This window comes from Ignisphaera cupida (assembly GCF_030186535.1).
In the GTDB taxonomy this organism is placed as follows: Archaea; Thermoproteota; Thermoprotei_A; order Sulfolobales; family Ignisphaeraceae; genus Ignisphaera; species Ignisphaera cupida.
In genome coordinates, this window is sequence record NZ_JASNVW010000005.1 from 57660 (window position 1) to 84241 (window position 26582).

Annotated in this window: 23 protein-coding genes; 7 read left to right on the forward strand and 16 right to left on the reverse strand. The window is 38.1% G+C overall.

All coding sequences use genetic code 11. From position 1 onward, the window contains the following. Window positions 1-79: 79 nt before the first annotated feature. From QPL79_RS07645 to QPL79_RS07665, 5 genes are all read right to left on the reverse strand, one after another. Window positions 80-952, reverse strand: coding sequence for an ABC transporter permease subunit (locus QPL79_RS07645; protein ID WP_285274219.1), 873 nt, complete (start codon window positions 950-952; stop codon window positions 80-82). A 4-nt stretch (window positions 953-956) separates the two neighbouring features. Continuing rightward, window positions 957-2012 carry an ABC transporter permease gene (locus QPL79_RS07650; protein WP_285274220.1) on the reverse strand — a complete coding sequence of 352 codons (1056 nt, stop codon included), beginning with the start codon at window positions 2010-2012 and terminating at the stop codon, window positions 957-959. Further along, window positions 2005-3474, reverse strand: a complete 1470-nt coding sequence (locus QPL79_RS07655) for an ATP-binding cassette domain-containing protein (protein ID WP_285274221.1) — start codon at window positions 3472-3474, stop codon at window positions 2005-2007. Before QPL79_RS07655 ends, QPL79_RS07650 begins: the two co-directional genes overlap by 8 nt. Window positions 3475-3540: 66 nt before the next feature. After that, the gene (locus QPL79_RS07660) at window positions 3541-5019 is read right to left on the reverse strand and encodes a BMP family ABC transporter substrate-binding protein (protein WP_285274222.1); all 1479 of its coding nucleotides are present in this window, start codon (window positions 5017-5019) and stop codon (window positions 3541-3543) included. 133 nt (window positions 5020-5152) lie between these two features. After that, on the reverse strand, window positions 5153-7012 hold the full coding sequence (locus QPL79_RS07665; protein ID WP_285274223.1) for an ASKHA domain-containing protein: 1860 nt from the start codon (window positions 7010-7012) through the stop codon (window positions 5153-5155). Window positions 7013-7210: 198 nt separating this feature from the next. On the opposite strand from QPL79_RS07665, the gene QPL79_RS07670 reads away from it, so the two are divergent. Beyond that, window positions 7211-7945, forward strand: a complete 735-nt coding sequence (locus QPL79_RS07670; protein ID WP_285274224.1) for a thymidylate synthase — start codon at window positions 7211-7213, stop codon at window positions 7943-7945. 15 nt (window positions 7946-7960) lie between these two features. On the opposite strand, the gene QPL79_RS07675 is transcribed toward QPL79_RS07670, so the two are convergent. Both QPL79_RS07675 and QPL79_RS07680 read right to left on the reverse strand, forming a co-directional pair. Beyond that, window positions 7961-9379 (reverse strand): sodium:solute symporter family protein, encoded by a 1419-nt coding sequence (locus tag QPL79_RS07675; protein ID WP_285274225.1) that lies wholly within the window; start codon window positions 9377-9379, stop codon window positions 7961-7963. Beyond that, on the reverse strand, window positions 9376-9570 hold the full coding sequence (locus QPL79_RS07680) for a hypothetical protein (RefSeq protein WP_285274226.1): 195 nt from the start codon (window positions 9568-9570) through the stop codon (window positions 9376-9378). Before QPL79_RS07680 ends, QPL79_RS07675 begins: the two co-directional genes overlap by 4 nt. Before the next feature lie 321 nt (window positions 9571-9891). On the opposite strand from QPL79_RS07680, the gene QPL79_RS07685 reads away from it, so the two are divergent. Then, the gene (locus QPL79_RS07685) at window positions 9892-11058 is read left to right on the forward strand and encodes a cystathionine gamma-synthase family protein (RefSeq protein ID WP_285274227.1); all 1167 of its coding nucleotides are present in this window, start codon (window positions 9892-9894) and stop codon (window positions 11056-11058) included. Window positions 11059-11091: 33 nt separating this feature from the next. Here QPL79_RS07685 and QPL79_RS07690 read toward each other — a convergent pair whose 3' ends face one another. After that, entirely contained in the window at window positions 11092-12357 is a 1266-nt protein-coding gene (locus tag QPL79_RS07690; protein ID WP_285274228.1) for an eCIS core domain-containing protein, read from the reverse strand. 203 nt (window positions 12358-12560) lie between these two features. On the opposite strand from QPL79_RS07690, the gene QPL79_RS07695 reads away from it, so the two are divergent. Next, window positions 12561-13391, forward strand: a complete 831-nt coding sequence (locus tag QPL79_RS07695; protein ID WP_285274229.1) for an aldo/keto reductase — start codon at window positions 12561-12563, stop codon at window positions 13389-13391. A gap of 17 nt (window positions 13392-13408) precedes the next feature. Here QPL79_RS07695 and QPL79_RS07700 read toward each other — a convergent pair whose 3' ends face one another. After that, on the reverse strand, window positions 13409-15367 hold the full coding sequence (locus QPL79_RS07700) for a glycoside hydrolase 5 family protein (protein WP_285274230.1): 1959 nt from the start codon (window positions 15365-15367) through the stop codon (window positions 13409-13411). Window positions 15368-15580: 213 nt separating this feature from the next. Between QPL79_RS07700 and QPL79_RS07705 the strand changes: the two genes are divergently transcribed. The 3 genes from QPL79_RS07705 to QPL79_RS07715 all read left to right on the forward strand — a co-directional run bounded on the left by QPL79_RS07705 (window position 15581) and on the right by QPL79_RS07715 (window position 17733). Then, the gene (locus QPL79_RS07705) at window positions 15581-16657 is read left to right on the forward strand and encodes a hydantoinase/oxoprolinase family protein (protein ID WP_285274251.1); all 1077 of its coding nucleotides are present in this window, start codon (window positions 15581-15583) and stop codon (window positions 16655-16657) included. Beyond that, entirely contained in the window at window positions 16654-17316 is a 663-nt protein-coding gene (locus QPL79_RS07710) for an amino acid kinase family protein (protein WP_285274231.1), read from the forward strand. Before QPL79_RS07705 ends, QPL79_RS07710 begins: the two co-directional genes overlap by 4 nt. 237 nt (window positions 17317-17553) lie before the next feature. After that, a complete protein-coding gene (locus QPL79_RS07715; protein ID WP_285274232.1) occupies window positions 17554-17733 on the forward strand; it encodes a hypothetical protein in 180 nt (59 codons plus the stop codon). A 31-nt stretch (window positions 17734-17764) separates the two neighbouring features. Here QPL79_RS07715 and mch read toward each other — a convergent pair whose 3' ends face one another. From mch to QPL79_RS07750, 7 genes are all read right to left on the reverse strand, one after another. Beyond that, window positions 17765-18736 (reverse strand): methenyltetrahydromethanopterin cyclohydrolase, encoded by a 972-nt coding sequence (gene mch / locus QPL79_RS07720; RefSeq protein ID WP_285274233.1) that lies wholly within the window; start codon window positions 18734-18736, stop codon window positions 17765-17767. Continuing rightward, window positions 18733-19581, reverse strand: coding sequence for a formylmethanofuran dehydrogenase subunit C (locus tag QPL79_RS07725; protein WP_285274234.1), 849 nt, complete (start codon window positions 19579-19581; stop codon window positions 18733-18735). The genes mch and QPL79_RS07725 overlap by 4 nt, the downstream gene beginning before the upstream one ends. A gap of 5 nt (window positions 19582-19586) precedes the next feature. Continuing rightward, entirely contained in the window at window positions 19587-21305 is a 1719-nt protein-coding gene (locus QPL79_RS07730) for a formylmethanofuran dehydrogenase subunit A (protein ID WP_285274235.1), read from the reverse strand. Further along, window positions 21305-23032 (reverse strand): formylmethanofuran dehydrogenase subunit B, encoded by a 1728-nt coding sequence (locus QPL79_RS07735; RefSeq protein WP_285274236.1) that lies wholly within the window; start codon window positions 23030-23032, stop codon window positions 21305-21307. The genes QPL79_RS07730 and QPL79_RS07735 overlap by 1 nt, the downstream gene beginning before the upstream one ends. A 7-nt stretch (window positions 23033-23039) precedes the next feature. Further along, complete coding sequence (gene fhcD / locus QPL79_RS07740; protein ID WP_285274237.1) at window positions 23040-23969, reverse strand: formylmethanofuran--tetrahydromethanopterin N-formyltransferase; 930 nt, start codon at window positions 23967-23969, stop codon at window positions 23040-23042. Between the two features lie 28 nt (window positions 23970-23997). Further along, window positions 23998-24906 (reverse strand): methylene-tetrahydromethanopterin dehydrogenase N-terminal domain-containing protein, encoded by a 909-nt coding sequence (locus tag QPL79_RS07745; RefSeq protein WP_285274238.1) that lies wholly within the window; start codon window positions 24904-24906, stop codon window positions 23998-24000. Between the two features lie 179 nt (window positions 24907-25085). Next, window positions 25086-25871 (reverse strand): P-loop NTPase, encoded by a 786-nt coding sequence (locus QPL79_RS07750; protein WP_285274239.1) that lies wholly within the window; start codon window positions 25869-25871, stop codon window positions 25086-25088. Window positions 25872-26003: 132 nt separating this feature from the next. Here QPL79_RS07750 and QPL79_RS07755 point away from each other — a divergent pair, with 132 nt between their 5' ends. Beyond that, window positions 26004-26540 (forward strand): thioredoxin domain-containing protein, encoded by a 537-nt coding sequence (locus QPL79_RS07755; protein WP_285274240.1) that lies wholly within the window; start codon window positions 26004-26006, stop codon window positions 26538-26540. Window positions 26541-26582 lie beyond the last annotated feature (42 nt).

Consider the following 26582-nt stretch of genomic DNA (forward strand, 5'->3'; position numbering starts at 1 on the left):
AACAATGCATTGACAAATTTGTTAATATTTTTGTGAAGGTCTTAACCATAGTTAAGAATTTGAGAATTCAAAACAATGGTTATGCCGCTCTTTCCTCTCTAAAGTATATTTCTCCAAGGGCTTTTGGCACAACAAGTTTTTTGCTTAGTGGTGTTGCATAGACTATGACAACTATTGCTAGTGATGCTATAAACGGTAATGCGCTTATAACATCTGGTGGTACTCCGTAGAGTAGCTGCAATGCGTATAGGGATGTGTATAGATATCCAAATACTATGGCAACTGGGTATGCTATTAGTGGATGCCATGAAGATGCCATGGCAAGGGTTATTGCTAGAAAGCCATAACCCATTCCAGTGTATTGAGACCATCCACTTCTGTAAATAGCTGTATATATGTATGAGCCTATTGAGATTATTGTGTATCCAATTACTGTTCCCAAGAACCTTGTTCTCCACACTCTAACACCAGCCATTTCAGCTGCTCTTGGGTTAAAGCCGCATGCCCTTAGGGCAATGCCGAATCTTGTTTTGTGTAGAAGAAGCCATGTTGCAGCAGTTGATGCAACACCTATTAGAATAAGCATTGGCTTTCCTATCATTAGCGGTATTATGGACCTGCTTTTCATGTATCTAAGCCCTATTAGTGCTCCAATGCCATAGAAAACTATGTTTAGAGATAGCCCTGTTAGAACATGGGGTGCGTGAAGTATGTTGATAAACACTATGAAGATTATTGATAGTGCTATTGTTGATAGCAATGATATTACAAAGCCTGGTAAGTAGCCTATGTTCTGTGTAGAGACAAATGCTATTGCTATTGAGCATGTTATTATACCGTCTATTGCAAGGTTTATAACACCACTTCTCTCAACAACTATGTCTCCCAAAACCCAGAGAAGCAATGCCACTACAAATGAGTTAGAAAGTGCAGATATTATTTCACTAAGCATTTTCTCACCTAACAACAATCTTATATCTAGACACAAACTCTGCAACCATTGTAGCAGCAAAGAGTGTTCCCACTATAGCTTTTGAAAGAGCATCTCCAATAGCTGCACTACCAATTTGCAAAGCGAAGCTTAGTCTATAGAGAGCTGCTGTATAGTATGATGCTGCCAAAACACCAAATGGGTTTAAACCACCAAGCCAAGCAACCATTATTGATGTAAACCCCATTCCACTTCCAACAATATCTCCCTCAACAAGTTTTCTGTGGTAAACAAGTATTTCAGAACCTCCAACAAAACCAGCTAAAGCAGCTGAAAATGTAAATGCTGCCAAGGCAAGTTTCTTGCTCGACATTCCAGAAAGCTCAACAGCTGATATGCTTGAGCTTAGAGCTCTCAAAGCTATGCCAAATCTTGTTTTGTATAAAAGAAGATAGGCTATAGCAACAAATGCAAGTGCTATAATCACTATGTACCATGAGAAGCTGTAGCCAGGAACAACAGGAATTTTTGATTCATCTGGAATTAGATCTGTTGTTGGATATCCATAAACCCCCCTGCCTCTCCAAGGACCTTTAACAAGATAATTTGTGAAGTAGTAAGCAACATAGTTCATTAGAAGTGTTACAACAGCTTCATTAACTCCTAGATAAAGCTTCATAAGAGATGGTGGAATAGACCACAGCAAACCGCAGAGAGATGCGAATAGAAGAGCAGTTACTGGTGCTGCAAAATCTATTTTTCCAATTGGTGTGTAAAGAGCTATGAAAGTTGCTCCAACAGCTCCGATAACAAGCTGTCCTTCTGCACCAAGATTCCAAAGCCTAGCGTTAAATGCTATTGAGAGACCAAGTGCAGTTGGGAGAAAAACGGAAATGTATCTTAGAACATTTAAATCAGCAAAACTTTCAAAAGCTGTTTTCAGTGTTTCTACAAAGCTAAGTCCTGTAACAGATGATGTTATGAGAACAGCTACTAAAAGCCCTGCAAAAGCTGTTAAAACTCTTACTAAAATGCTTAAATGTGTTGGCAAAACCCTTTTAACAACAACTATTTTAGCCATAGACCATGACCTTCTCTATCTCACTTCTATAAATCTCCAGATTCTCACCCTCGAAAACCCTAGCTATTCTACCATTAACAATAACAGCTACTCTATTGGAAACTTGAATAGCTTCATCAACATCTTCAGTAATTAGAAGAACACCTCCACCAGTTTGAGCAAATTTTTGCATAGTGTCCAACACAAGTATTCTAGATTTCTCATCAAGCATTCTAGTTGGGTTATGAGCAACAACAATTTTTGGCATTGTCAATAGCAATCTGCTTACAGAAACCTTTTGCACATTTCCACCAGAAAGCTTAGCAACTTGGGTAACAGGATTCTCAGGAACAATCCCAAGCTTCTTAATAGCATCCAATACAGTATCATGACCTATTCTTTCTCTAGCATACATTCTCATGTTCTCAGCAATTGAAAGTGTTAATGCAACACCTTCTCTGAATGGATCCTCAGGTATGTATATAAGCCCCTTTCTAACTCTCTCACTTGGCGAATCCCTTGTAACATCAAATCCATTAATCTTTATAGAGCCTTTCGAAACCTTTCTAAGACCAGCTATAGCCTCTCCCAACTCCCTCTCACCATTCCCAGCTATTCCAACAATAGACACAATCTCGCCAGAGCCAACATCTATTGAAAGACTATTCACAGCTGCTTTGCCATAATCATCAAAAACAGTTACTTTGTCAACAACCAAAACCTTTGAATCTCTCTTCACAATTCTCATAAGCTGCTTAGGAATAATGCCTAGATACTCTTCAAAACCAAACATTGCTTGGCGAATCTCCGAAGCTTCAACACCTTTGCCAAACACATTCACAACTCTGCCTTTTCTAAGAACAACAAACCTATCTCCAATCTCTAGCGCTTCTGGAATCTTATGTGTTATATACAAAACAGATTCGTTTCTCAACACAAGATGTTTTATTATTTCAAAAAATCTTTGCTTCAAATCATGTGGAAGATAGGTTGCAGCCTCATCTACTATTAAAAGCTTTGGATTTATCATCAAAGCTTTTACCAATTCTATGAACTGCTTCTCGGTGTAGCTAATGCTATAAACCTTTCTATTGATATCCATGGAGAATCCAAAGTCTTTTAAAACATTTTCAACTCTTCTTGCAAGAGATTTCGATGGTGTTTCATCTAGAAACAAAGCAATGTTTTCTAAAATACTCAAGTCATCTATTAACTGAGGTCTTTGACTTATCATCACAATTCCTTTTCTCTTCGCATCGTAAGGTGATGAAAACTTTGCCTCCTCTCCATCAACTATTATTTTTCCCTTGTCAGGAACATAAGCACCACACAATATCTTTGCTAATGTTGATTTTCCAGAACCATTCTCCCCAAGAACAACAAGAATCTCGCCTCTGAAAACATCTAGAGTAACGCCATCAAGTGCAACAATATCTCCAAATCTTTTTTGAACATCAACAATTTTTACAATGGCGCTACTCATTTGCTTTTCCTCAAAAAAAGATTTTTGTGAGAAGATTATAAAAAATGCTTTTGCTTTAGACTCATCTCAACCCATCTTGCCCTGGAAAGCAACCCATGAAACAAACCAGTCCATGTTCCACAAATCATCATGTGTTAGTCTCTCACCAGGTTTCACACTAACCTCGCTTCCAGCAGCTTTTCCACTGCAGAATCTTGAGTATGAAGCTATGCAGTAGCCTTTTAGAGGTCCTGTGAATGGGTCGAAAACAGGTGCTATTGTGGCTGCTGGTACGTGGCTAGAGCCTGTTGATACACTTGCTAAAGACTCTAGCTCATGTGTCAAGGCAGTTCCTTGTAGAGATTCAAGAATTGGTGCTTCTCTCATCTCGTTGTATCTCTTCATAACAAGGTCATAGACGCTCATAGCTTCACCTGTTCTAACATCTTTAACCATGATGTTTTTGAGTATTGGAATGAACTTTGGATTAATTCTCATAACAGTTCCATTTGGATAAACATGTGCTCCAAGATCAACAGCACCTGTGTTAAGCAAATACCAATAATCAACATTTTCGAGATTACCTGGTCTATAGATACCTGCTTTCACTTTAGCCAATATGTCTGCATATATAACCTCCCATCTAACAAGCTGTCCACTAACAACAACATCTGGTCCCCATTCATACATTGGGCTGTAGTGGCTAAACACATACACCTCCTTGCCTTGTTTATAGAGACTTTCAGCATATTCAACAATAGCTGTTGAATCCTCTGTAAATGCAAGCACATCAACATTGAATTGCTTAACAAGTGTTTCAGCAGCTGCCTTTGCCTTGTCTGGATCATACCAAGCACCAATTTCAATAACGTAAACAGTTATGTTCTTGCCTAGCTGCTCACCAACCTCCTTAGCACCTATGGCAAAAGCATTTATGTGTCTAACAACCTCTGGAATTGTGTGTGCAGCTACATAGCCTATTTTCCCAGTTTTTGTTAGTGCACCAGCCATTAGCCCATTCAAATAGTATATTTGATACAAATCAGCAAAGTATGTTCCCATGTTAGGTGCTCTTTTATATCCAGAGCAGTGAAAGAACATAACATTTGGATATTCCTTAGCCTTCTCAAGTGTTTGATCCATGAAATCAAAACTTGTTGTAAATATCACTGTATAGCCTTTTCTAACAAGATCATCTATTACAGCAGGAGATTGAGCTGCCTGAACATTCTCAACATACGTTGTTTCAAGCCAGTCCTTGTAAAGCTCAGCAACAACCCTTCTACCAATATCATGCATATAGCTCCAACCATAATCACCAACAGGTCCAACATAAACAAAAGCAGCTTTCACCTTAGCAGGAGGAGTATATGTAGCAACACCAACAGCAGATGTCACTGTCTGAGTATATGTCATTGTTACTGTTTGATAAGCTCCTGGAGCAGTTACTGTTACAGTTTGTGGAGGAGCAGCTACTTTTGGAGTTGCATAATACCCTATAAAATAGCCTGCAACTATTCCAATTACAAGCAACGCAATTGCTATTCCATAAACTGTTTTAGCCATTTCACACACCATGAAACCACATTGCGTTAAAGCTTAAAAAACTCTTTCTATAACAACCATGTAGTTATATACATAAGTTATGTAAAACAAGAATCTTTCAATTCCATTTGATGAATTCCATGGAGAGAAGAGATTAAGTGTGGTTTGGAGGTAGTTGGAGTGAGTTGATGAATTCTTGTTTGAATAGTGGGTGTATTGTTAGTTCTATGTACTTTATTTTTTTGGCTAGCTCCTCGAATTTTTCTCTTACATCACTTGATTTTAGAGCCATTTTTGCTCCACTTATGGCCGTGTTTCCAACGAATATGTATTTTCTTGTATCTGTTTTTGGTAGTAGTCCTGTTGTTATTGCGTTTTCAATGTTTATGTGTGTTCCGAAGGAGCCTGCTACAAAGATTTTTGAAAGATTTTCAGCTGTTATGTTAGCATGTTTTAGCAAAACGTTTATGCCTGCAGCTACAGCTGCTTTTGCTAGTAGAAACTCGTTTATGTCTCTACCATCTATTGTTATGTTTTTGTTTATTCCTGTTTCGCTTGCCCATGCAATAACAAACTTCTTTCTATTGTTCTCAACAACAATTCTCTTTGAGTTGACATTGTTTTTGAATCTTCCTCTGCTATCTATCAATCCATTTTTGTAGAGATTGGCAATAGCATCTATTAGTGCTGAACCACATATACCAACTGGTTTTGCGTTTCCAACAACACTGTATCTAACGTTGTAATCGCCAATTGATTTGTCGAAGTATATGAAGACCTGGTCTATAGCTCCTGCAACAGCCCTCATTCCAAACTCTATAGTTGCACCCTCGAATGCTGGTCCAGCTGGTGTTGAGCAAGCCAATATCTCTCTACCTGTATTTAGAAGTATTTCGCTATTTGTTCCAATGTCTATTAAGAGACATGGAGCATCACAATTATCCAAATCAACAGCTATTGCATCTGCCAATGCATCTGATCCAACATAACCAGCTACAACTGGTAATGCATATACAACCCCTCTCTCATTTATGTTAATACCAATTTCCTTTGCAAATGCATAAACACCTCTTCTAACTGCTGGAACATATGGTGAAAGACCAAGATACCTGGGGTCTATACCTAGAAACAGGTGGTGCATAGCTGTATTACCTGCAACAACAACTTCGTATATATTGCTCTTGTCTACTCCTGTTCTAGAAACCATTCTATCTATCAAAATGTTTACTGCTGATATAACAAGCTTTTGAAGCTTCTCCAAATTACTTCCATCCTTTATGGCATATGATATTCTAGATATTATGTCTGCTCCATAGCTAGCCTGGGGATTTGGCATAGACTCTACAGCAACTGTTTCACCACTAACCAAATCAACTAGATGTGCCACAACCTTGGATGTTCCAATATCAACAGCAACTCCATAAACTCTGTTGCTTGTATCTCCAGGTTCTATGGTGAGTATCTTGTTTTTCCAAAAAACAACTGTTGCAGACCATCTGCCAAGCCTCAAAGCATTTGGAACTATTTTAGCGACATATGCATCAACATCCACATCACCTAGAGAAACCTTCTTGAAAACCTCATCCAATACCCTGTCAAGATCAGATCTAACATCCTCAAGAGAAGCAGGGTTTGTAACAATAAAAACCTTTTTAACAAGAGGCTTTAAAGCAACCTCCTTCTCAAAACCAACATCAGCTGATCTATATCTTTGCAAAATGCTTTCCTGAGGAATAGAAACAATATACTCGCCATCAATAACTTTTGCTTGGCAAGCAAGTCTAAACCCCTTCGAAATCTCATCAATAGACAAAAACCTTTTCTCAGATTCTGTTAATGGAGATGAAAAGCCCTTTTCAATAACAATTCTACACTTTCCACACTCGCCAATACCACCACAATCAGCTCTTATGGAAACTCCAGCTTCTCTCAAAACATCTAGAAAACTCTTTCCATATACACCTGTAACAAATTTGCCAAGGTTTTTTACATATATCTTTGAAGTGTTGCTCATCTCAAATCATCTATATGGCTAGGCAAACTAGCTATAGAAATACATAGAGGTACGAGGCAAAAATATAAGGTTACGGTATTTGAAGTTGAAGAGGTGATATAAAGATATGTAGCAAATTTGCTTTACACAGCAATATATTCGTTGAGGTGTCTAAGTTAAAAACTGTATTGAGAAAAATTAAGTTGGTTGGGTGTCGAAATGTCTGTTGTTTTCGTATATGCCAAGAGTCTTCCAGAGGCTTGGGAGAAAAGTCTTGTTGAGCTTGCAAAAAATGGTGTTGTAATTGATACTGAATACAATGAGAAGTCTATTGATGCACCAGCATTTATAGTTGTTGAAGAGCCTTTCTCAGAGCCGAGAATACATTTAAAGGGTATCGTAGCTGGTTCTTTGAAGGGTCTTCTAGAATATGTTGATGAGGTTGTTAAAGGTGTTCACGATCACCTAGTTGAAAAATTTGGCTATACCTATCACGAGAGGTTGTTTAGCTATAGACTTCCAAATGGTGTTATTGTTAATCAGATTGAGAAAGTTATTGAGAAGTTGAAGAAGGTTCCATATACAAGAAGAGCACAGGCAATAACTTGGCAACCTTGGAAAGATTTAGAAACAGAGCATCCACCATGCTTACAGAGAATGTGGTTTAGAGTTGTGAACAATAAGCTTGTTATGCATGTTCATATGAGAAGCAACGATGCTTTGAAAGCAGCTTACATGAACATGTATGCATTTACAGAGCTTCAGAAGTATGTTGCTGAAAGCATTGGTGTTGATGTTGGTAGGTATATACATGTTGCAGATTCTTATCATGTTTATGAAAGAGACTGGAAATGGTTTAACGCATTTGTTGAGCAAATTGAAAGAGGTGAAACTAGAAGCAGGTGGAAATCAACAGCTGAGTACATGAAAATGATTCAATTGTTGAAACAATAGTTTTTCAACACTATTTTATGCTAGAAGAGGTATTGTTGATAAAACCAGTATCCACACTGGTGTTGGCATGTTGAATGCTATTGGTGTTGTAAGCATTTTTGCTGGTCCATAAACCATTGTAGCATAGGCAGCAACAGCTTCTCCAAGAAGCAAAGATGCTGCTGCTTGCCAGAATCTAGCATTCTTTTTGAGAATACCTCTCAATGTTATTGGTGCTAGTGGCAGGAGATATGCTGATGAGGCAACTGAAAGCTCTACAACATAACCTATTCTAGCTATTGCCAAAACAGCTGCAAGCAGAAGTATTGTTGCTGTTGATGCAAATGCTATTGCTTTTGATATTGACTCTCTTGGTTTTTCAACATTCTTTTCATACAAGTCTCTAACAACAGAACTTGCAACAGACAACACTATGGAGTCTGCTGTTGAAATTGCTGCTGCCATTATAGATGTGTAAACAATTGATGCTAGAACTGGGTGAGACAATGAGATTATGTATGGTGCTACAGCATCTCTATTAGCAATAAACTTGTTTGCAAGACCAACACTCTCCAAATAGGCTCTGTATGCAAGTCCCAGAGAAACACAGAGAATTGTGTAGAGAAATCCGTAGAAGGCGAAGTATCTAACCATTCTTCTATAAGCCTTTTCATCTCTTGGTATGTAAATTCTTTGAACAACCTGGGGATTTGTCAATGCGAAGAATATCCATGGAATTGTCATTCCAATAAACATTTGAAAACTCCAGGTAAATGACAACAGGTTTTTGTCTTTAGTCAGCAAATCAACGAATTTTGACATGTCAACACCACTTGATGGCAAAAGATATTGATAGATCCAAACAAAAAATGCTATAGAGGCAAAAATCATCCAAATACCCTGATAAGCATCAGTTGTTGCAACACTCCACAAACCAGCGACAAAAGTCCACAAAGCTATTGCAATAGCACCAATCACAACACCCACCCCATAGCTAATTCCAATGCTATTGAATATTTCTCCAATTCCCTTTAGCTGAGCTGATGTGTATGGAACTAGTGCAAAGAGGTATAGAATCGCTATTGCAACACCTATAGCTCTAGAACCATAAAAATCTGTTATCATATCTGTTGGACTTACCCACCCCCTTCTCCTAGCCTCAGACCACAGATAAACACCAAAAGTAGACAATATTAAAACAGTTGAAGCAAGATAAACAAGCTCAAAACCAAGAGATGCAACACCAGTTGCAAATGTTAAACCAGCTAAACCAACCATCATAAAAGCACTATAAGTTGTTGCAGCATATGTCATAGCAGCCAAGAAACCTCCAACTCTGTAGCCACCAACAAAAAACTCCCTCAACCCAGCCCCAATATATTTTCTACTCAAAAAAGCTATTAGAGTACCCCCAACAAAAAATATTGTGAAAACAGCAAAAAACACATATATCATTTTCTCACCCTCTTCAACTCCATTTCAAGCAACATAAACCCAATTAAAATACTTGTAACAGTGAGAAGAACCCAATAAATAAATAGCATCATTTTGTTAACCTCATAGAGAAAACCTGAAAAAACATGATAAATTGGCAAGTAAAACAATATGATTGTGGCTATGCCAAGAGCCTTGAGCAATTTCCTCATCTAACCACCATTAAACGTTCGTATATAACTAAACGATTTAGCTTAAAAACTTTTATGAAGCAACGATTTAACTAAGGAAAAAGGTGTTAGGAGCTAGGCTCATAATTCTTGGTTTATTCATCACCTCCTTCCAAAACATTTAACCCAAGGCTTTACATAGCTTTGAAGTGTTTTAAGATCATTTCATACACTATATCAAATATCCTTGCTGATTTAGTAATTGTTCTTGGTGTTTCAAAAGGCAAATGCTTAAATGGGGGCAATATTATTAAAAATTTAAAATTTGTTTATTGAAATGTTTAGGCTGAGGTGGGATGTGCTTTGGCCAAGCTATCCACAGATGCCATTCACGGCCATGAACACAAGGACTTTCTAGGATCTCACATACCACCAATATATCTAGGTGTTATCTATGAGTATATAGATTATGAGCTTGGAGAGGCAATTCTTACTGATAGAGGCAACTACCTTAGGTATGGCAGAGAGGAGAATCCAACTACAAGAGCTCTTGAAAGAGTTGTTTCAAAACTTGAAAAAACTGAAGACTCGCTTGCTTTCAACAGTGGAATGGCTGCTATATCAACACTGTTTCTGTGGAGGCTCAAGCCAGGAGATAAAGTTGTTGTTCCAATGGAGCTTTACAGCTCGGTATTCGCTCTTCTAAACAACATAGCCTCTAAACTCAATGTAAAAGTTGTTAAGGTTTGGCCTTCTGCAGAAGCAATTGTTGAGGCAGTTGATAACTCAACGTCCCTGGTTTTTCTAGAGGCTATGACAAATCCAACAAACAAGGTTATAGATATTGAGTATCTGCAAAAGCATTTGGATTTAGACAAGGTTTTTCTAGTTGTTGACAACACGTTTACCACACCAGTAATTCTAAAGCCTGCTAGATATGGAGCAAAAGCAGTTGTTCACAGCATGACAAAATATTTTGGTGGTCATAATGATGTTGTTGGAGGTGTTGTAGCAACATCTAAAAACGTTTCACTAACTCTTTGGGAGTGGAGAAGAATGCTTGGTGGAATTCTACAACCATTCGAAGCATACATGGTTCTAAGAGGTTTGAAAACACTTGAGATGAGATTTGAAAAGCATAGCAGAAATGCTAAAGCTGTTGCTGAGTATTTGGCTGAGCATCCAAAAGTTGAAGAGGTTATGTACCCCGGTTTGGAGAAAAGCCCATATTACTCAATAGCTAAAAGAATTTTTGAAAAGCCTTTGTTTGGTGGTGTTCTAAGCTTTAGAATAAAGGGTGGTTATCAAGATGCTGTAGCATTTCTAAAGAGACTTAAACTAATCAAGAGATGTCCAAGCCTAGGTGGAACAGAGTCTATGGCTGTTCTACCAGTTAAAGCAGGGTCGCAGTTCATAGAGCCTGAGCATAGAAAGATGCTTGGAATAACCGAGAACCTTATTAGGCTTTCAGTAGGTTTGGAGGATGCTGAGGATATAATAGAGGATATATCGCAAGCACTAAACATTTGAGGAATTGAATTTTAAAATATCCAATAAAAATTTTTAGCTATTTTCAACTCCTTGTTTTGCCTCGACATAGATTGACTTCACAAGTGTCCACATACCCCCATTCAAAACATTTACAAAAACTCTTTTAGAATTGCTAACTATTTCCATTGCTACAGCATCTTCATACCTGTAACCTTCAACACCTCCTAAACTCGATACAAATAATGTATAGAACTGCTTTGAAAATTCTTGCGAAGCCCATGTAATGTTCCAGCAAAGAATCCATGTAACATGTGTAGAGTTTTCAGCTTTGTAAAGCTCAGCTCTATCACCTCTCCACCCAGATGCTACAGCACCAGCTTTCTCCAAACCTATTCTCTGAGCTAGTACAAGCATTACATAGTATTCCCCAAGTCTATCAACATATACTTTGCTACCACTACAGCCACAGCTAACGCTGGGCTCAACAAACTCCTTTATGTTATTCACTAAATAGTTCACATACCTTTCTGGATGCATAACCATAGATGTTGATATTGGAGGCTTTGAATAAGCTTTGTTAACAATACTCCACCCACTCAAGTTGTAGAGATACGATACGAACCACTCTCCATAGACATATGGAAAAGAAACCAATGCTATATACGGATTTCTAAGGTCTATGCCCATCCTTGGAGATGGTGTACACAACCTTGTTTTAACGCAGTATAGGTGTTGTGTCCACCCAGCATCACCTTCTATAAGCGCTTGTTTAGCTAAGGAAGCATCAGTTGTATTATCTTCTTTGAAAATATTTGGAAAGTGTATGAATTGAAGAACATGTGTAAGCTCATGTGCAAGAACATTTCTAGAGCCACTACTACTTGGATCAAAATAATCAGTGTTTATATAAATTGTTGTGCCAGCAGTAGCAGCAAGAAACATTCCAACAAAGCTTCTCTCGCCAGAGACTAGAGAGAAGCTGAGAGGTGTTAGAAATGTGAGTTTATAAATCATCTCCTTGTGCAAAACACTTGGAGGTATTTCACCAGATTCCTTGGGAGCCCAGTGCTCCAAAGCCCATGAAGTATTAATTAACATGAAGTTGACTTTTACAGTAAAGGAAAGGTTTCTAACAGCTTCAACACCTTTTTCAACATCTTTTGCAAGAGAAATTATGGCTAAGTAGCGATCAGTTGTTGTATAGGTGGAGATAGGTTTTAAAGCTTCTTTGAATTGTATAGCGTAGTACATTAGAAAAGCAGATGCAACTATTACAATGATTAGAATTATTGGGAAAAGCACAATCCTATTCAAAGCAGCATCACATGCAATAACCATACAAAAAGACTAATAAACCTTTATAGATCATGGGCAAAAACCTTCAACAAAAACTATGAATAGCAATGCTGTGCATAGGTATTTACATTAAAATTGGGTAAAGGATAAGTTGAGTTATGTGGCTAGGATTTAAAATTTTGAGTGTTTTCATTATCGAAAAAATAATAAGTTTTGTTATCTCAAGTTCTGTTATGGTGTTGTAAATGGTTAGAGATGTTAAGTGTTTTAATAGAATTGGTTGTATATCCTCACTTGGCATGGGGACTTGGGGTATTGGAGGTGGTTTCTGGACACCTGACTACTCAATGGATAGGCTTTGGGTTGAGGTTTTGAGAACTGGTTTGCAGCTTGGTATGACTCTTATAGATACTGCTGAAATGTATGGTGGTGGCCATTCTGAGGAGATTGTTGGTGAGGCTATAAAGGGTTTTGATAGAGAAAGCATTTTCATTGTTTCAAAGGTTTGGCCTTCTAATGCTTCTTACGAAAATGTTTTGAAATCTGCTAAGGCAAGTTCGAAGAGGCTTAACACATACATTGATCTCTATCTTCTTCACTGGCCAAGCAATGATGTACATATTTGTGAAACAATAAAGGCTTTTGAGAAGCTTGTTGACGAGGGTGTTATAAGGTTTTATGGTCTTTCAAACTTCACTGTTAGAGGAATTGAGGAGGCAAGGTCATGCACAAAGAAATATGATGTTGTAGCAATTCAAAATCATTTCAGCTTGCTTCATAGAGATGATGAAAAAGATGTTATTCCATATGCTCAAAGAAAAGGTCTTTTATACATGGCTTACACACCTCTTGAGAAGGGGCAGCTAGCAAAACATTCCTTCCTAGCCCAAATTGGGAGAAAATATGGGAAAACAGCTACTCAAGTTGCTTTGAATTGGCTTATGTGTATAGATAATGTTGTTCCAATACCAAAGGCAGGCACAATAGAGCATGTAAAGGAGAATGCTGGTGCACTTGGGTGGAGACTGTCGAAGGAGGACTGGCTTGAGATAAGCAGATTTTTCTCAGCTAGGTAAAAAACTAAGAAATGTTTTTATGCAACATGAATAATTATAGCTGATTTCTTTGGCATTTCAACAACAATTCTATCTTTGCTAAACTCAATAAGATTCGCATCTCCAGCAACCTTAGCAGCATTGTTAATCTGCTTCTTGCTTGAAATAACAACTTTTTTGCTATCACCATGATTAATAGCTATAACAAGATCACCCTTCTTATCTCCATAAAATGGCTTTACCTCAACTTCTGGTGATGAAGATTCGTAAATAATGTCTATTTTAGTGTCGAGAGCTATTGCCTTGAAAAGCAATTGTATTTTGCCGCTCCAGTCCATGGTTTCTGAAACTCCTTGAATAAGCTCTATGGGCAGCGTCAATGTGTACACATGGCCCTTTCCCCTCACAGCTTTAAACAAAACAGGGTTTCCATTGCTATCAACAGCTATGACCTCTGCATCCACCTCCCTAACTTTATATGTGTATACCGGTGTTGGTATTTGCAAATCTATTTTCTCTCCTTTTTTAATCAATTCAAAGTCCTTGACAAACACTATTGATGTGCTTCCAAAGTATTTAATGCCGTGAGATCCTGCTTCTAACATGTTTTCAACTCCCATTAGCTCAACCCACAAATGTGTTGCAGCTTCATGCAAAGCTCTGAATTCTCCAAATCCTTTGAGAAGCGATATGTAAATAGCTATACCATCGTTTGCAAGTTCTAAGAGTCTTCTCCATGTTGAAGAAAGTGCAACTATTGTGGATGGCATTAGAAACATTTTCTTATCCTCAACAACACTAGGTCTTTTAATAAGTGGTTCATACACTATTGAGCTGTCTATGCTACTCGATGACAGTAGTATGTATGACATTATAACAGGTTCTATTGCTCTCCAAAAACCTATGGCATGTTTGTACCACACAAATTCATAGTCGCTAAACAAGTAAAATGGGGCTATGACTGAAACAGTTGGATTTCTGTTATAGATGGTGTTTATTCTAAACTTTTCAAGTATCTCCAACTCACTTGCAAACCTCTTAACAACTTCTGCAGCTGGTTTAAGAGAACCATCCTTTCTAACAATTCCAAAGCCTAGTTCCAGTGGTCTCCACTCATATGGTGGATCGCTTTCATGTATAAAATCTGAGAAGCACCATATGAATGCTCCAGAAGCTCTATTTGCTAATGCTGTATATAGAATCTCGTTTATGAATCTAGCCTGGCTCTCCTCAGAGTATTGATATGTGCTAAAACCAAACTCCTCTAAAATCACAGGCACTTGGCGATCATTCAAAAAAAGTTCTATCATAGCACCATATCTATAGCCATGCCTAACAGGATCAGTATCATATAGATACAGATGAGGCCCAACATAATCAACATATGGACTAACATTTGGAGTTTCCTGCATATAGCTATCAGGCAAGTCACCAGATGAAACCACAGATCTTTTAGCTATTCCCGAAACAGTTTTTGAGAATGCTCTTAGAAATGCTAAAGCCTCTTCCCTCTTCTCAGCTCTTTTAACAAGACTAAGCTCATTACTCAAAATCCAGCCAGTTGCAGCTGGATGATCTGAAAACTCTCTAACAATAGTCTCTATAAACTTCATAGATTTTTCAATTCCATGAGAAGTATAGATCTCGTTTGGTCTTGCCCATGGAATTTCCCAGTTCTTTCCACTCATATGACCAACAATAAGAGTTGCAAAACCCATTATATTGTATTTTCTCAAAAGATCTAGAAACCTTCTCAGCTTCTCTACCGCATGTGGAAACACATTCGCATTCTCATCAGCAAAATCCTCATTCTTTATAAAGAATCTCACAGCCCTAATGCCAAGACTCTTCATAAGCTCTAAATCCTCTTTAATAGCATTTTCATCCCAATCTCTCCACATTCTAATATTTGTTTTCCTAGGCCAGTAATTCACACCTAGTATGAACTTATACTCGTTATTAGTTAGAAGCAGGCCATAGAGTCTAGCTAAGACCATGCATTATCAACTCTATGTTTTTTAATTCCATTTTACAGAGTATAGCTACAATGAAAAAATATTTAAATCTTAATCTTCAATGATGTAGTCATTGCATATTTGTAGAGATATGATGACTCAATTGAATTGTTGAAGCTATAAAGCATTCAATGTCTGAAGCAAAAAAGCTTATAAGTTTCAATTCTGTTTTGAAATCGGTGTTTTGCTTTGCAAATGGTTTTTGTTGGTCTTGATATTGGAGGTGCTAATATAAAGGCTGTTAAAGTTGTTTATGAAGAGAATTCTCTGAAAATTGCTAATGTTGCTAGAGTATACAATCCTATTTGGGTTCTTGGGCCAAAATCTATTGAGAATGTTCTTAGTGATGTTAAGAAGGTGTTTGGGTTGGAACGTGGCAAATACTATGTTGGAGCTTGTATAACTGCTGAGCTAAGCGATGTTTTTGAGACTAAGGATGTTGGTGTAAAGACAGTTGTTGAAATTACTGAAAATGTTTTTGATGACTCAATCGAGAACTACTTCGTTTCTATTGACATGGGTTTGAAAAGTGGTGAAGAAGCTCTGAGAAATCCAATAGTGTTGGCAGCCGCTAATTGGGCTGCATCAGCATGGCTTTTGGAGAGAATATCTGTTGAGAAAATGATTAGAGACTCTGTTTTTGTTGATATTGGAAGCACAACAACAACCATCATACCAATTGCTAGTGGAAAAGCTATGATCAGAGGCTTTTGGGATCCTGAAAAGCTTGCTTTTGGCGAAATTGTTTACACAGGTGTTTTGAGAACCAATGTTTGTTCAATAGTTGATAAAGTTCCATACAAAGGGTTTTTCGCAAGGGTTTCCTCAGAAAGATTTGCCTTGTCTGGAGACATACATCTTGTTCTAGGCTATATAAAAAGCGATGAGTATACAACTGAAACTGCTGATGGCAGAGGGAAAAGCTTTGAAGAAGCTATTGCAAGAATAGCTAGAGTTCCATGTGCAGATACCAAAATGCTTAGTGTTGACGAGGTTATTGAAATAGCTAGATATGTTTACGAAGCACAGGTGTTCAAAGTTTTTGAAGCTCTTATGCAAATAAGGTCATGGCTAGCATCAAAAGGATTTAAACCAAGTCTTTTCTCAGCAATTGTAGCTGGAATTGGTAAGCACATAGCTGTAGAAGCTTGTAGAAGAGCTGGATTCAAAGAAATTCTTGATATAGACAATGTTGTAGGATCCAAAATAGCATCTGTTTTCCCTGCATATGCCTCAGCTTTAATGGTTGCTGAAAAGGTTTTGAGAAAATGAGTTGTTTTGTCGTTAAAATATCTGGTCATCTAATTAGAGATACACAAGCTTTGAAAAATCTTCTAAACGAGATTGAGAAGCTAGTTAGGGAAAACACAAAAATTGTTGTTGTTCCTGGTGGAAGTGTTTTTGCTGATTATGTTAGGGAAATTCAAAAGGAAATTGGCTTTAACGATGATATTGCTCATTGGATGGCTATAAAAGCTATGGAGCTTTATGGAATATACATAAAGCATTTAAGCAAATCACTTGTTGAGGCCTATACCATAGAAGAAATAATTGAAGCATTTACAAAAAACCTTATACCTGTGGCCATGCCACACAAGATAATGAGGCAATTCGATGAAACTCCACATACCTGGGATGTGACAAGCGATTCAATATCCATAGTCATAGCATCTAAACTCAAATGTAAACTGGTTTGCCTTGCAAAAATGGTTGATGGCATTATAAACAATAGAGGAGAGCTTGTTGAGAGGTTGAAAGCAGATGATGTTGAGAATATGAATCAGCAGGTTGTGGATAGGTATGTTCCAAAACTTGTAAAGAAATATGGAATAAGTGTAGCAATATTTAATGCTACTAAGCCATGGATATTAAGAAGTATAGTCAATGGATTAAAAGACAAGTACACATTAATCTTTCAATTCCATTTTTAAATTCTACTCATCGCTCTCTTAGGTGAAATTTTCCATTAGAGGATTCGAAATTGTTTACTAAAAATTGTGTTAAATGGATGTATAAAAGCTTTTAAGCTTAAGCTCATGTGACAGCAATGACCATCATTTATCGATGATTTGATGAGATCATCGGCACAAGCATTGCAGTGAGACTCATGGAAATTATTTTGAAAGAGTTGAGCAGATCACATAGTATGTAAGAGAACGAGGAAAGAGATGCTGGCAAAAGAAGAGGAGATTGTAGATGCTAAGGAAGAGGGTACTAGGTTTTTGCTTCAGCTCATGAGTTTTTATCAGCAGTCAAAGGTTAGAAGCTTAAAGCTCATTAAAAGCTTTTATATACAATTTATAGTGGACTCTTCAAAATCCGGCAATGGAAATCCCAAAGGAGGTTGAAAGAATGCATTAAGGAAAAAATAGGATAGATTTAATATAGCGCTTTTCTAAGAATTTCCATGTTTATAACTCCTGCCTTGAATATGGAGCCTGTTTTCACATTGTTTACAGCTATTACTGCTGGTGCAAATATTTGTGGATCTACTTTATATAGAAAGTCCCATCCATAGATCTTCACAAGTTCTGTAAACGATTTTCCATAGTCTTTCGATGCTAAGCTTGGGGCTTTCTCCACAAATCCTCTTAGCTTCTCATCATCATCAAACTCGACCATGTAAAATGTTGAGCCTCCGTAGAGAAGCATATCATTGGTTCTACCAGCCATTACAAGTGGATCTGGATGTAGTGGTGCTACTGGGCATACTCCAAAGCCATATCGAATTGTTTTTATGTCATAGCCTATGCTATGCAGTTTGAATATACCTGTTTCAACTATTCTAGCACTAACTTGCACACTTCCAGCTATGCTAGCTGGTGATACAAGAACTAGGTAAAGGTTTTGTGGCAAAACCTTGGTTTCGCTAGATATATATGCAACAACATCTTCAGATGGGTATCGATCTGTTTCTAGAACAAGCACAGCCTCATCTGATTGCTCTGAGTAGCCAAGGTAATCGAATAGTTTCTTTGGTTTTCTAGCCAATGCTCTTGCAGGTCCACTACCATTTGCAAAAAAGTCTTTCACTTGAATTCTCCAGCCAGCAAGCTGAGATGCCATGCAGGATTCAACTGGATAATCTGTGGAAACCTGAACAGCTGGCAAAAACACGTGGTCTAGCTGCACACCAGTTAATGTTACTGATGCTAATCCGCCAAGACATATTCGGGAAACAATTAGACCTGCCTCCAAACTTCCACGAGTCTTCACACCTGCATCAACTACTGTAGCTCCACCAATTTTTGTAGTGATTATTCCAAGCTCCTTCTCTCTTGAGATAGCATCTGAAACTATGTTTGCAGCTATTTTATTCATTGGCTTTGGAAAAGTGTGTGAACTTGTCATATAGACTCCTCCAAAAACTGTTTATACACATCTATAATATTTTTATTGTCTTCGTAAGATATTTGCAAAACTCCTCTTCCACTAGAAAGCACATCACCTATAAACGTAGCAAAGGGTTTGTTAAACGATATTCCCCTAACTTTTAGAGAAGGAACTATAGAATCTATGTAGAAACTTGGTGACATTGCCTCCACCCTACCACCAACAACAACTCTACCACCAGACATGCCAAAACCTGGGTATATACCAGCACTGCCTTTAACAACAATTGTTCCACTGGTAATGTCTGCACCAGCAAAGTTTTTCGCATTTCCATCAACAATTATTGCACCACCTCCAGCCCCCCAACCAAGATATGAACCAGCATTGCCGTGAATAACTATTGTTCCTCCCCTCATACCCTTTCCAGACTTCTCCCCGTGGAGTTTGCCACCAGCTCTATGCCCAACATCACCAAAAACCTCAATAGATCCTCCACGCATTTTACAACCAAGATAGTTTCTAGCAGAGCCATGCACAATTATGGATCCATTGCTCATTTTATATCCTGTAAAGTGTCCAACATCACCTTTAACAACTATTTTGCCACCACTCATCTTGTATCCTATAAAGCAAAGCTTGTTTGAGCTATTCTCAATGATTATCTCAATTGAGTTTGGGTCTTGAGATGCTTTTGAAGGTCCATCAACACTGAATAGAGTATCTAGAGTTGCTTCAGCTCCACCCTCTAAAATCCTTAGTTTTCTAATCTCATCTAGGCTTTTACCAGCAAACTTGTTTGGGGAAATGCTTCTAGCGTCAATCAAAACTTTTGGTGTTGAAACAAGCTTTAGAACATAGCTCACTCTACTCACCTGAGATGTGTTTTAATAGATACTTCAAATGGATTTCTAATCTCGTGTTTCCCAATAACGAAGTTGTCTAATGCAACTGTGTAGTACTGTTTGAATGCAGGTTCCAGATAACTCATCAAATTCTTTTCAACATCTTCTGGAATCTCTGGCTTGACATAGAATGTTTTTCCATAAACTGTTTTAACCACCTCACCCTCTTTAACAACAATTTCACCACTCTTTATAACCATCCACGCTCTGCTAAATGCTTTGATGAAAACATCATAGTTTTTGGATATGTCAACCTCATTTGGATTAATATCGTATATAGCAACATCGGCATCAGCACCAATACCCAAATGCCCTTTGAAACTCTCTACACCAAGAAGCTTTGCAGGCGATGCTCTAGTAACTATGGCTATGTCGTATAGGCTATACTCTCTATCTATTGATGGCAAAACAGATTTTCTCAAAGCTCTTTGGTTAACCTCCTTCATAGTGTCCTCCCTAGCTTTTTTGCTTACAAGCCATGCGAAAATCTTTGGATAGTCAAAGAATGTTCCAGCATTTGGATGATCAGTTGTTATAAAAACTCTCCACAAATCATTTGCTAGAAGAGCTATCTCCAAGCCAATAACCCACTGAATTGTATTGACATAGCTCTTCTTCCTATATCTATATGGAACTATGCCAGATGCTGAATCAATTTCTGTATCTGAGCTAGCCCACTTCCACCTAGTTAAATGATACAACACAAACTCAAATGGGGCATCCGCAGTCATTGTTGTAGCAGGTCTGCCGAGAATAACCTGCCCAAGGTCTAGAGTCGCATTCGGATTTCTGTTAAGCTCCTTAGCTATTTCCTCACCACCACTCTCCAGCGTTGCCCACGAATCCCCCTTGTAGCCAGTAAACTGAACATGCGTTATGTGCATTGCTGGCCCAGGAGCTAACCTTTTCACAGACTCTGAAAGAGTCATGGTCTTCAACGTTGTTACATAGTTTCCTGGATAACCAAGCCTGTTACAGTGAATGTGTACTTTGTGAGGAATGTTTATTACTTGAGCTGCTTCAGCAACAGCTGTTATTATTTCTTTTGGTGTAATGCCATAGAATGGTATTTCCTCATCAATATCGATACCCCTTCCCCTGAGAACCCATGCAACATCAGAACCAGGGTCAACAAGCTTTAGAGAATACGTTTTTGTGGCATATAGCAGCCATGCCAAGTAGGCTACAAGCAAATCTTTTTTACCTTCCTTTATAAGGTCTAGAACAATCCAGTTAGAATCCACCAAAACATATGCTGCTTTATCAATTATTGGAATACTGTTTAGTTCATGGTGTGTATGCCTTGTTTTTATAGGTGGTGTAGCTGGTTCAACAACAAATGTGTATCCAAGTCTTGCATATCCATATCCAATTCTATAGGCATTTGGAACTGTAAGCCCTGTTTCAGCTCTTGTGTATGGAAGCTTGTGTGGCTTATTAGTTAGGTAGTGGTCCTCTGGTCTTATCATTCTACCAACATTAACCTTAGGCCCTGCTATGTGAGAGTGAATATCTATTCCACCAGCCATAACAACCTTATTCTTAGCATCTACAACAACTGCTTTGCTTTCATCAATTTCTTTTGGATCAACAATTTTACCATTTTTAATGGCTATATCCATAACCTCTCCTTTAATATTATTTAGAGGATCAAACACAATACCATTTCTTATGAGAATCTCCATCACTTTGCCAACCCCTTAAACTCCTTAATTTTTTCAAGAAGCATTTCAAGAACATTTTTATCGCATAACACACCCTGTGGAGGATCCAAAACCTTTCTCATGTATATTGGAACCCCATCCATTCTGTAGGCAGTTCCCTCACACTCTATTCCTGTTAATCCTACAGGTATAACTATATCTGCGAATGATGTTGTTAAAGACCACTTGGCGTCAACTACTATTACAGGTATTTTTGATAAGTGCTCAACAGCTTTTCTTGGGAAGTGGGCAGCAGGATCTGAGGCTATTATTAAAGCAGCATCAACATCTCCATTTGCTAGAAGATCTGTTGCTGATGTTACTCCCACAAACATTCTTGGAAAGCCTCTTGCAAAATCAACTGAATATGGATAACCAGTATTCCACAGCAGAACATGGTTTGCTCCTGTAACATTGTAGTGTCCTCTCATTGGCAAGAGAACCCACTTTGTCCATTCATTGAGTTCTTGAACAAGCTTTATGGCCATTTCAATGTTTTTATATCTGGCATCGTTTTGTGTAAGCCCCATGCCAAAGAATATAACACCATATCTAGCTGTTCTCAAAATCTCTGCAAGCTCCAGTATCTTCTCCCTTGGAACACCAGCTACAGTAGGAGCTTCAATCTCCAAATCCCTTATAGCCATTCTCAAAGCTGTTAAAAGCTCCAGGTCTTTCCCAGGCTCAACCTGTATGAAAATATCTGCAAGTTCTGCACTCATAGTTTTTCTAACATCAATTACGATAATCTTTCTTTGCTTCCTGCCCTCAACAAATCTACCCTTTGACGTAATAAGTCTTGCAATGTGGTTTTGATGAGCCTCTCTAGGATTGCTACCCCAAAAAACTATAACATCTGCTAGGTGAAGCACTGGTGCAAATGTTGGTGTAACTGTTCCAACCTCTTGAGCAGCTAGAATTGTTGGCCCATGGCAAACAACAGATGTGTTGTCTATAGCTCCATGGAGAATCTCAGCAATTTCAACAGCTACATCAATTGCTTCTACGCATGTATTTGAAAGTCCATATATCAAAGGATATTTGGAGTTCACAAGAATTTTAGCTGCTTTCTCAATAGCGTTCTCCAAATCAGATTCAACAAACCTATTCCCATCTCTTACATAAGGCTTTAAAATTCTGTGTTTATGATAATTAAGAAACTTTGCTATGGATATGGAGCATCCACCAACATTTCTAACAATTCTCGTTCCATCAACTTCTATTGTTAGATAATCACACAAATCCCCGCAAAACGGGCATGTAACATTTTTCACAACTCTTTTTTCGCCAGATTTCACCTCAAGATCTATCATGGGAACCTCTGGAACCTTGGCTCCAAGACTCTTTAAAATTTCTTGCAAAGTTGTTTTTGGTTCTTGAGCAGGCTCCACTCTTGCTTTAGTGCTTTTGAAATATGGTATTCCAGTTCCATCAGTATCAGAATCAACTACAAAGTTTGCCCAGGGGCCCATTGGTATGAATATTGATCCTTTACCAACTTTCTCACTAGCCTTCACAGGTAGCACAACTGATCCATGATCTGTTACTATCTTAACTAAGTCCTTTACACCAAGCGTTTTTATATCCTCTGGATTCATCTCTGCATAGGCAACTGCATCTCCGTATTTGCTTGACCACTTACCCTCGCTCTCCATCCACATTCCTTGAGCAATAGATCTGCCAGTTACTAAAACAAATGTTTTCTGCATAGAGAATCTAAACCCTCACATCAATATCTTTAACTATTTCCAAAGCCTCTTTCAAGTGAAGATGGTAGGGACCTAGTTTACCACCATAGTTACCAGCATCTATTTTAACAACACCTGGAACAGTTGAAGCAGCTTTTATTGCTACACCCATTGCCTTAAGTACATATTCTTTCCTCAATCCATTTATAACAATTTCATACACACTATTGACCTCTGGTGGAATTCTAGAATCTTTCACAACACCTTTGAGAACAGGGCAATACAGGTGGTTTGTTGTTGCTCTAAGCTTTGGATATTTCAAAGAACCTACTTTAGAACCTGATCTAACTATTCCACCTGGGAAAGGTGTTACAACACCTCTCACATATTTCCTAATAGCTTTAACAGCTTTTTCAGCTGCTTGAAGCCCAGCCTCGCTATTTCTTGCAAGAATGAGTATGTTTCCACCTGCAACAGCTTTTACAACCCCAAAGCTATCTTCAACTATGAACTCGCCCTCCATAACTGGAATTCTCCAAATCTTTCTATTGCCAAGCACATCCTCTTTCTCAAAACCATCACCAAACTTCGCCAATGCCTTTCCAACACCCATTTTTCTTTTCGCCTTTGGCAAACCGTTGAATGCTGCTGTTGTTGGGGCTGTTAATATGCATTGACCAACTCTAGCAATTGTAACTAGTTTGAGGTTCGCAGGATCCGTGTGATATATTTGAATAGCTACACCAGGTCTTGAATCAGGGGTTATTCTCGGAGATAGAAGTGTTTCTATGCCACATTCACCAGGAGATGCAATAACCGATGTTCCAAAACCAGTTGCAACTCTAGCAGCTGTTAAAGCCCATTTAAAGCTCTTTGCGGTTACAATAATTCTTGTTGCGTACATGGGAAATGCTTCAGCAAATGTATCCTCAACTACTACAGAGCCTAGCTGAAGCAAAAGAATACACCACGTGCGATGCAGTAGTTTACTTCGCTATCAACTGTTTTGCAACACTCCAAGCCTCTTTATATTCAAAGATTCCCTTGGCAGACTCTACAGCACGCTTAAACAACTCTGCAAGAACCTTATTCTTTAGTGTACCTATTCTCAAAGCACCAACACCGTAAACCCCAGGCAAAATCTCTTTGTCATCATCATTTGGATCCAAACCCTCTACACCAGTTGGTGGAACAGCATTAACATCAGCAACAACTTTAACCCTTTTACCACAGTTTCTAAGAGTCTCTAAATTCAGCAGCCTTACACCCGCAGCCCCAGTTGCTAGAACTAAATCAGCATTTTCTATAGCTTTACACATCTCGTCTTGTGTATGCGCCTTAACACCAGTGACTACCTCAGCCCCAAGCTCCTTATTAACTCTATTCGCAACAGCAACAGCTTTCTCCATGCTGCGAGAAGTTACAAAAACTTTTGCACCTTCCATACCAAACATCACAGCAGCTGCTACTCCAACAGGGCCAGTACCAGCAAGAATAGCAACGTTTTTGTTTTTGAAATCTCCAAAGCCATGCTTTACACAAATCTGATACATCTTAGCAACAGCTGCAGCAGCAGTTGTGTTAGAACCACGGGGATCGACAACAACAGCAAATTCGAATGGTGGAAACATAGTTTTTTTAATTACCTCAACAATTTTCTCAACTTTCTCAACATCATATCCACCAACAAACATCTTTGTGTATCTAACACCCTTTGGACCTCTTGGAAACATAGCGTCTTGAACTATTCTCTGAGCATCAGCAGGCTCCACATTGCTATACAGCAAAATATGTGCATCTGGAAAGAGATCAGCAACCATCAATGGTTCAAATGGACTTACATGCTTATCGGTGTCTAAAAATAGAAACACTATTTTTGGTTGTTGTGAAGACATTTAGTCACCAAAATATGTAGTTATTGTATACAATTTAAAAACTCTTATTAAAATTATATTCGATTAAAAAGCTATTACCAGAATTGGTATTGACAAAGGTTTTTTGCTGAAATTAAAATACTTTGCTTTTTACATGGGAAGAAACCAAGTTTTAAAATGAGCATAGATAGTTAGATAGTCTATGCTGATTGAAGCATTGATGCAATTGTTTTTGCAGCTTCTGTAAATATCTTAAGAAGCTCTTTGTCATCATTTTTCAAATAGTCTATGAGTCTCCCCTCGTTTAATGCTTGTGAAAGCTCTGGTTTTATAGGTATTTCAGCAAGTATATTAACCCCCTCTACTCTGTATTCACCAAAGATTTTGTGGATAGTTCCACAAACTGGGCACTTGAAATAAGCCATGTTCACAACTGCTCCTAGAAGCCTTATTCCAGATATCCGCACAAACTCCTCAGCTTTTTTAACTACGTGAGCAACTAAATCACCTGGTGTTAAAACTAGAATAGCTCCTTTCACAAACGGTTTAAGCGATTGAGCAATTGTTAAATGCTCATCACCTGTTCCAGGAGGCATATCAACAATTATAAAGTCTCTAAAACCCCATTTAGTTTTTGAAACCAGCTCGATTATAGCTCTTGTTTTAAGAGGTCCTCTCCATACAATTGGGCTTTCCCTTCTATCTAGCAAAAGCTCGAAAGAGGCTATTGCAATGCCGTTAACCTCCAAAGGTGTTATATAACCCTCTACAGTAGCACCCATAAAACCAGATTCAGCACCCAAAATCCATGGAATACTAGGGCCATGAACATCGGCATCGAGAATAGCAACGCCATAGCCAAGCTCCTTCAAAGCTATGGCCAAGGCTGCTGAAACAAATGATTTTCCAACACCACCCTTACCACTCATAACAGCAACAACATTTTTTACACTCCTCAGATTCTCAATGTCTATACGCATCACCATCAAAATCACCACAACACATTGATTTATACTGATTAAGAAAATGATTTAAGCACACAAGAATATATCTTTAAACACTATAACAGTTTTAATTGACTCACCAAATATATTATTACACCAGGTGTTTCACAACAAATGAAGAGAAAAAGAACAAGAAAATCTAAGCATAGAAAAAGAACGTTGTTGTATATAGCTATTGCAGCTGTGGTAATAGCTGTTGTAATTACGTCAATTATAGCTTTTCAAGCATTGCAAAAAACACAACAAAGCGAAGGCATACCAGTTTATTTGGGATCTGAGAAAATTGGCTACATTTCCCCAAAATATGTGGCAGAGCTGAATAGTAAAGTAAGCAATGCTATTAAAACCAATGCTTCCATTGATACATATAAAGACTTGTATTACACGCTAGCAAATGCCGAGGTGAATAGTGGTATAGCTGGTTATGCATTTTCAGTTCCACACATAGTCGTTGTTAGCAACTATACAATAAAAGCTGTTGTAATAGGTGAAATAACATCGAAAACATTCTGGAATAATATAACATCCTCAACACAACGCATTATAATGTTTGGCCGGACTACGTGTCCTCATTGCCACAACATGTATGAATTCTTCAACAAGTACTACAAAAACATGACAACTTTTATCTGGCTTGATGCAAAACAGTGAAGAACTAACTTCATTTAATATTCGATACTTTGATGCTGCACT

Bases quoted from the DNA above. Each gene is read 5' to 3' on its own strand.
- QPL79_RS07645 (WP_285274219.1), bottom strand. From the start codon at position 952: ATGCTTAGTGAAATAATATCTGCACTTTCTAACTCATTTGTAGTGGCA.
- QPL79_RS07650 (WP_285274220.1), bottom strand. From the start codon at position 2,012: ATGGCTAAAATAGTTGTTGTTAAAAGGGTTTTGCCAACACATTTAAGC.
- QPL79_RS07655 (WP_285274221.1), bottom strand. From the start codon at position 3,474: ATGAGTAGCGCCATTGTAAAAATTGTTGATGTTCAAAAAAGATTTGGA.
- QPL79_RS07660 (WP_285274222.1), bottom strand. From the start codon at position 5,019: ATGGCTAAAACAGTTTATGGAATAGCAATTGCGTTGCTTGTAATTGGA.
- QPL79_RS07665 (WP_285274223.1), bottom strand. From the start codon at position 7,012: ATGAGCAACACTTCAAAGATATATGTAAAAAACCTTGGCAAATTTGTT.
- QPL79_RS07670 (WP_285274224.1), top strand. From the start codon at position 7,211: ATGTCTGTTGTTTTCGTATATGCCAAGAGTCTTCCAGAGGCTTGGGAG.
- QPL79_RS07675 (WP_285274225.1), bottom strand. From the start codon at position 9,379: ATGATATATGTGTTTTTTGCTGTTTTCACAATATTTTTTGTTGGGGGT.
- QPL79_RS07680 (WP_285274226.1), bottom strand. From the start codon at position 9,570: ATGAGGAAATTGCTCAAGGCTCTTGGCATAGCCACAATCATATTGTTT.
- QPL79_RS07690 (WP_285274228.1), bottom strand. From the start codon at position 12,357: ATGGTTATTGCATGTGATGCTGCTTTGAATAGGATTGTGCTTTTCCCA.
- QPL79_RS07695 (WP_285274229.1), top strand. From the start codon at position 12,561: ATGGTTAGAGATGTTAAGTGTTTTAATAGAATTGGTTGTATATCCTCA.
- QPL79_RS07700 (WP_285274230.1), bottom strand. From the start codon at position 15,367: ATGGTCTTAGCTAGACTCTATGGCCTGCTTCTAACTAATAACGAGTAT.
- QPL79_RS07705 (WP_285274251.1), top strand. From the start codon at position 15,581: ATGGTTTTTGTTGGTCTTGATATTGGAGGTGCTAATATAAAGGCTGTT.
- QPL79_RS07710 (WP_285274231.1), top strand. From the start codon at position 16,654: ATGAGTTGTTTTGTCGTTAAAATATCTGGTCATCTAATTAGAGATACA.
- QPL79_RS07715 (WP_285274232.1), top strand. From the start codon at position 17,554: ATGCTGGCAAAAGAAGAGGAGATTGTAGATGCTAAGGAAGAGGGTACT.
- mch (WP_285274233.1), bottom strand. From the start codon at position 18,736: ATGACAAGTTCACACACTTTTCCAAAGCCAATGAATAAAATAGCTGCA.
- QPL79_RS07730 (WP_285274235.1), bottom strand. From the start codon at position 21,305: ATGGAGATTCTCATAAGAAATGGTATTGTGTTTGATCCTCTAAATAAT.
- QPL79_RS07735 (WP_285274236.1), bottom strand. From the start codon at position 23,032: ATGCAGAAAACATTTGTTTTAGTAACTGGCAGATCTATTGCTCAAGGA.
- QPL79_RS07745 (WP_285274238.1), bottom strand. From the start codon at position 24,906: ATGTCTTCACAACAACCAAAAATAGTGTTTCTATTTTTAGACACCGAT.
- QPL79_RS07750 (WP_285274239.1), bottom strand. From the start codon at position 25,871: ATGGTGATGCGTATAGACATTGAGAATCTGAGGAGTGTAAAAAATGTT.
- QPL79_RS07755 (WP_285274240.1), top strand. From the start codon at position 26,004: ATGAAGAGAAAAAGAACAAGAAAATCTAAGCATAGAAAAAGAACGTTG.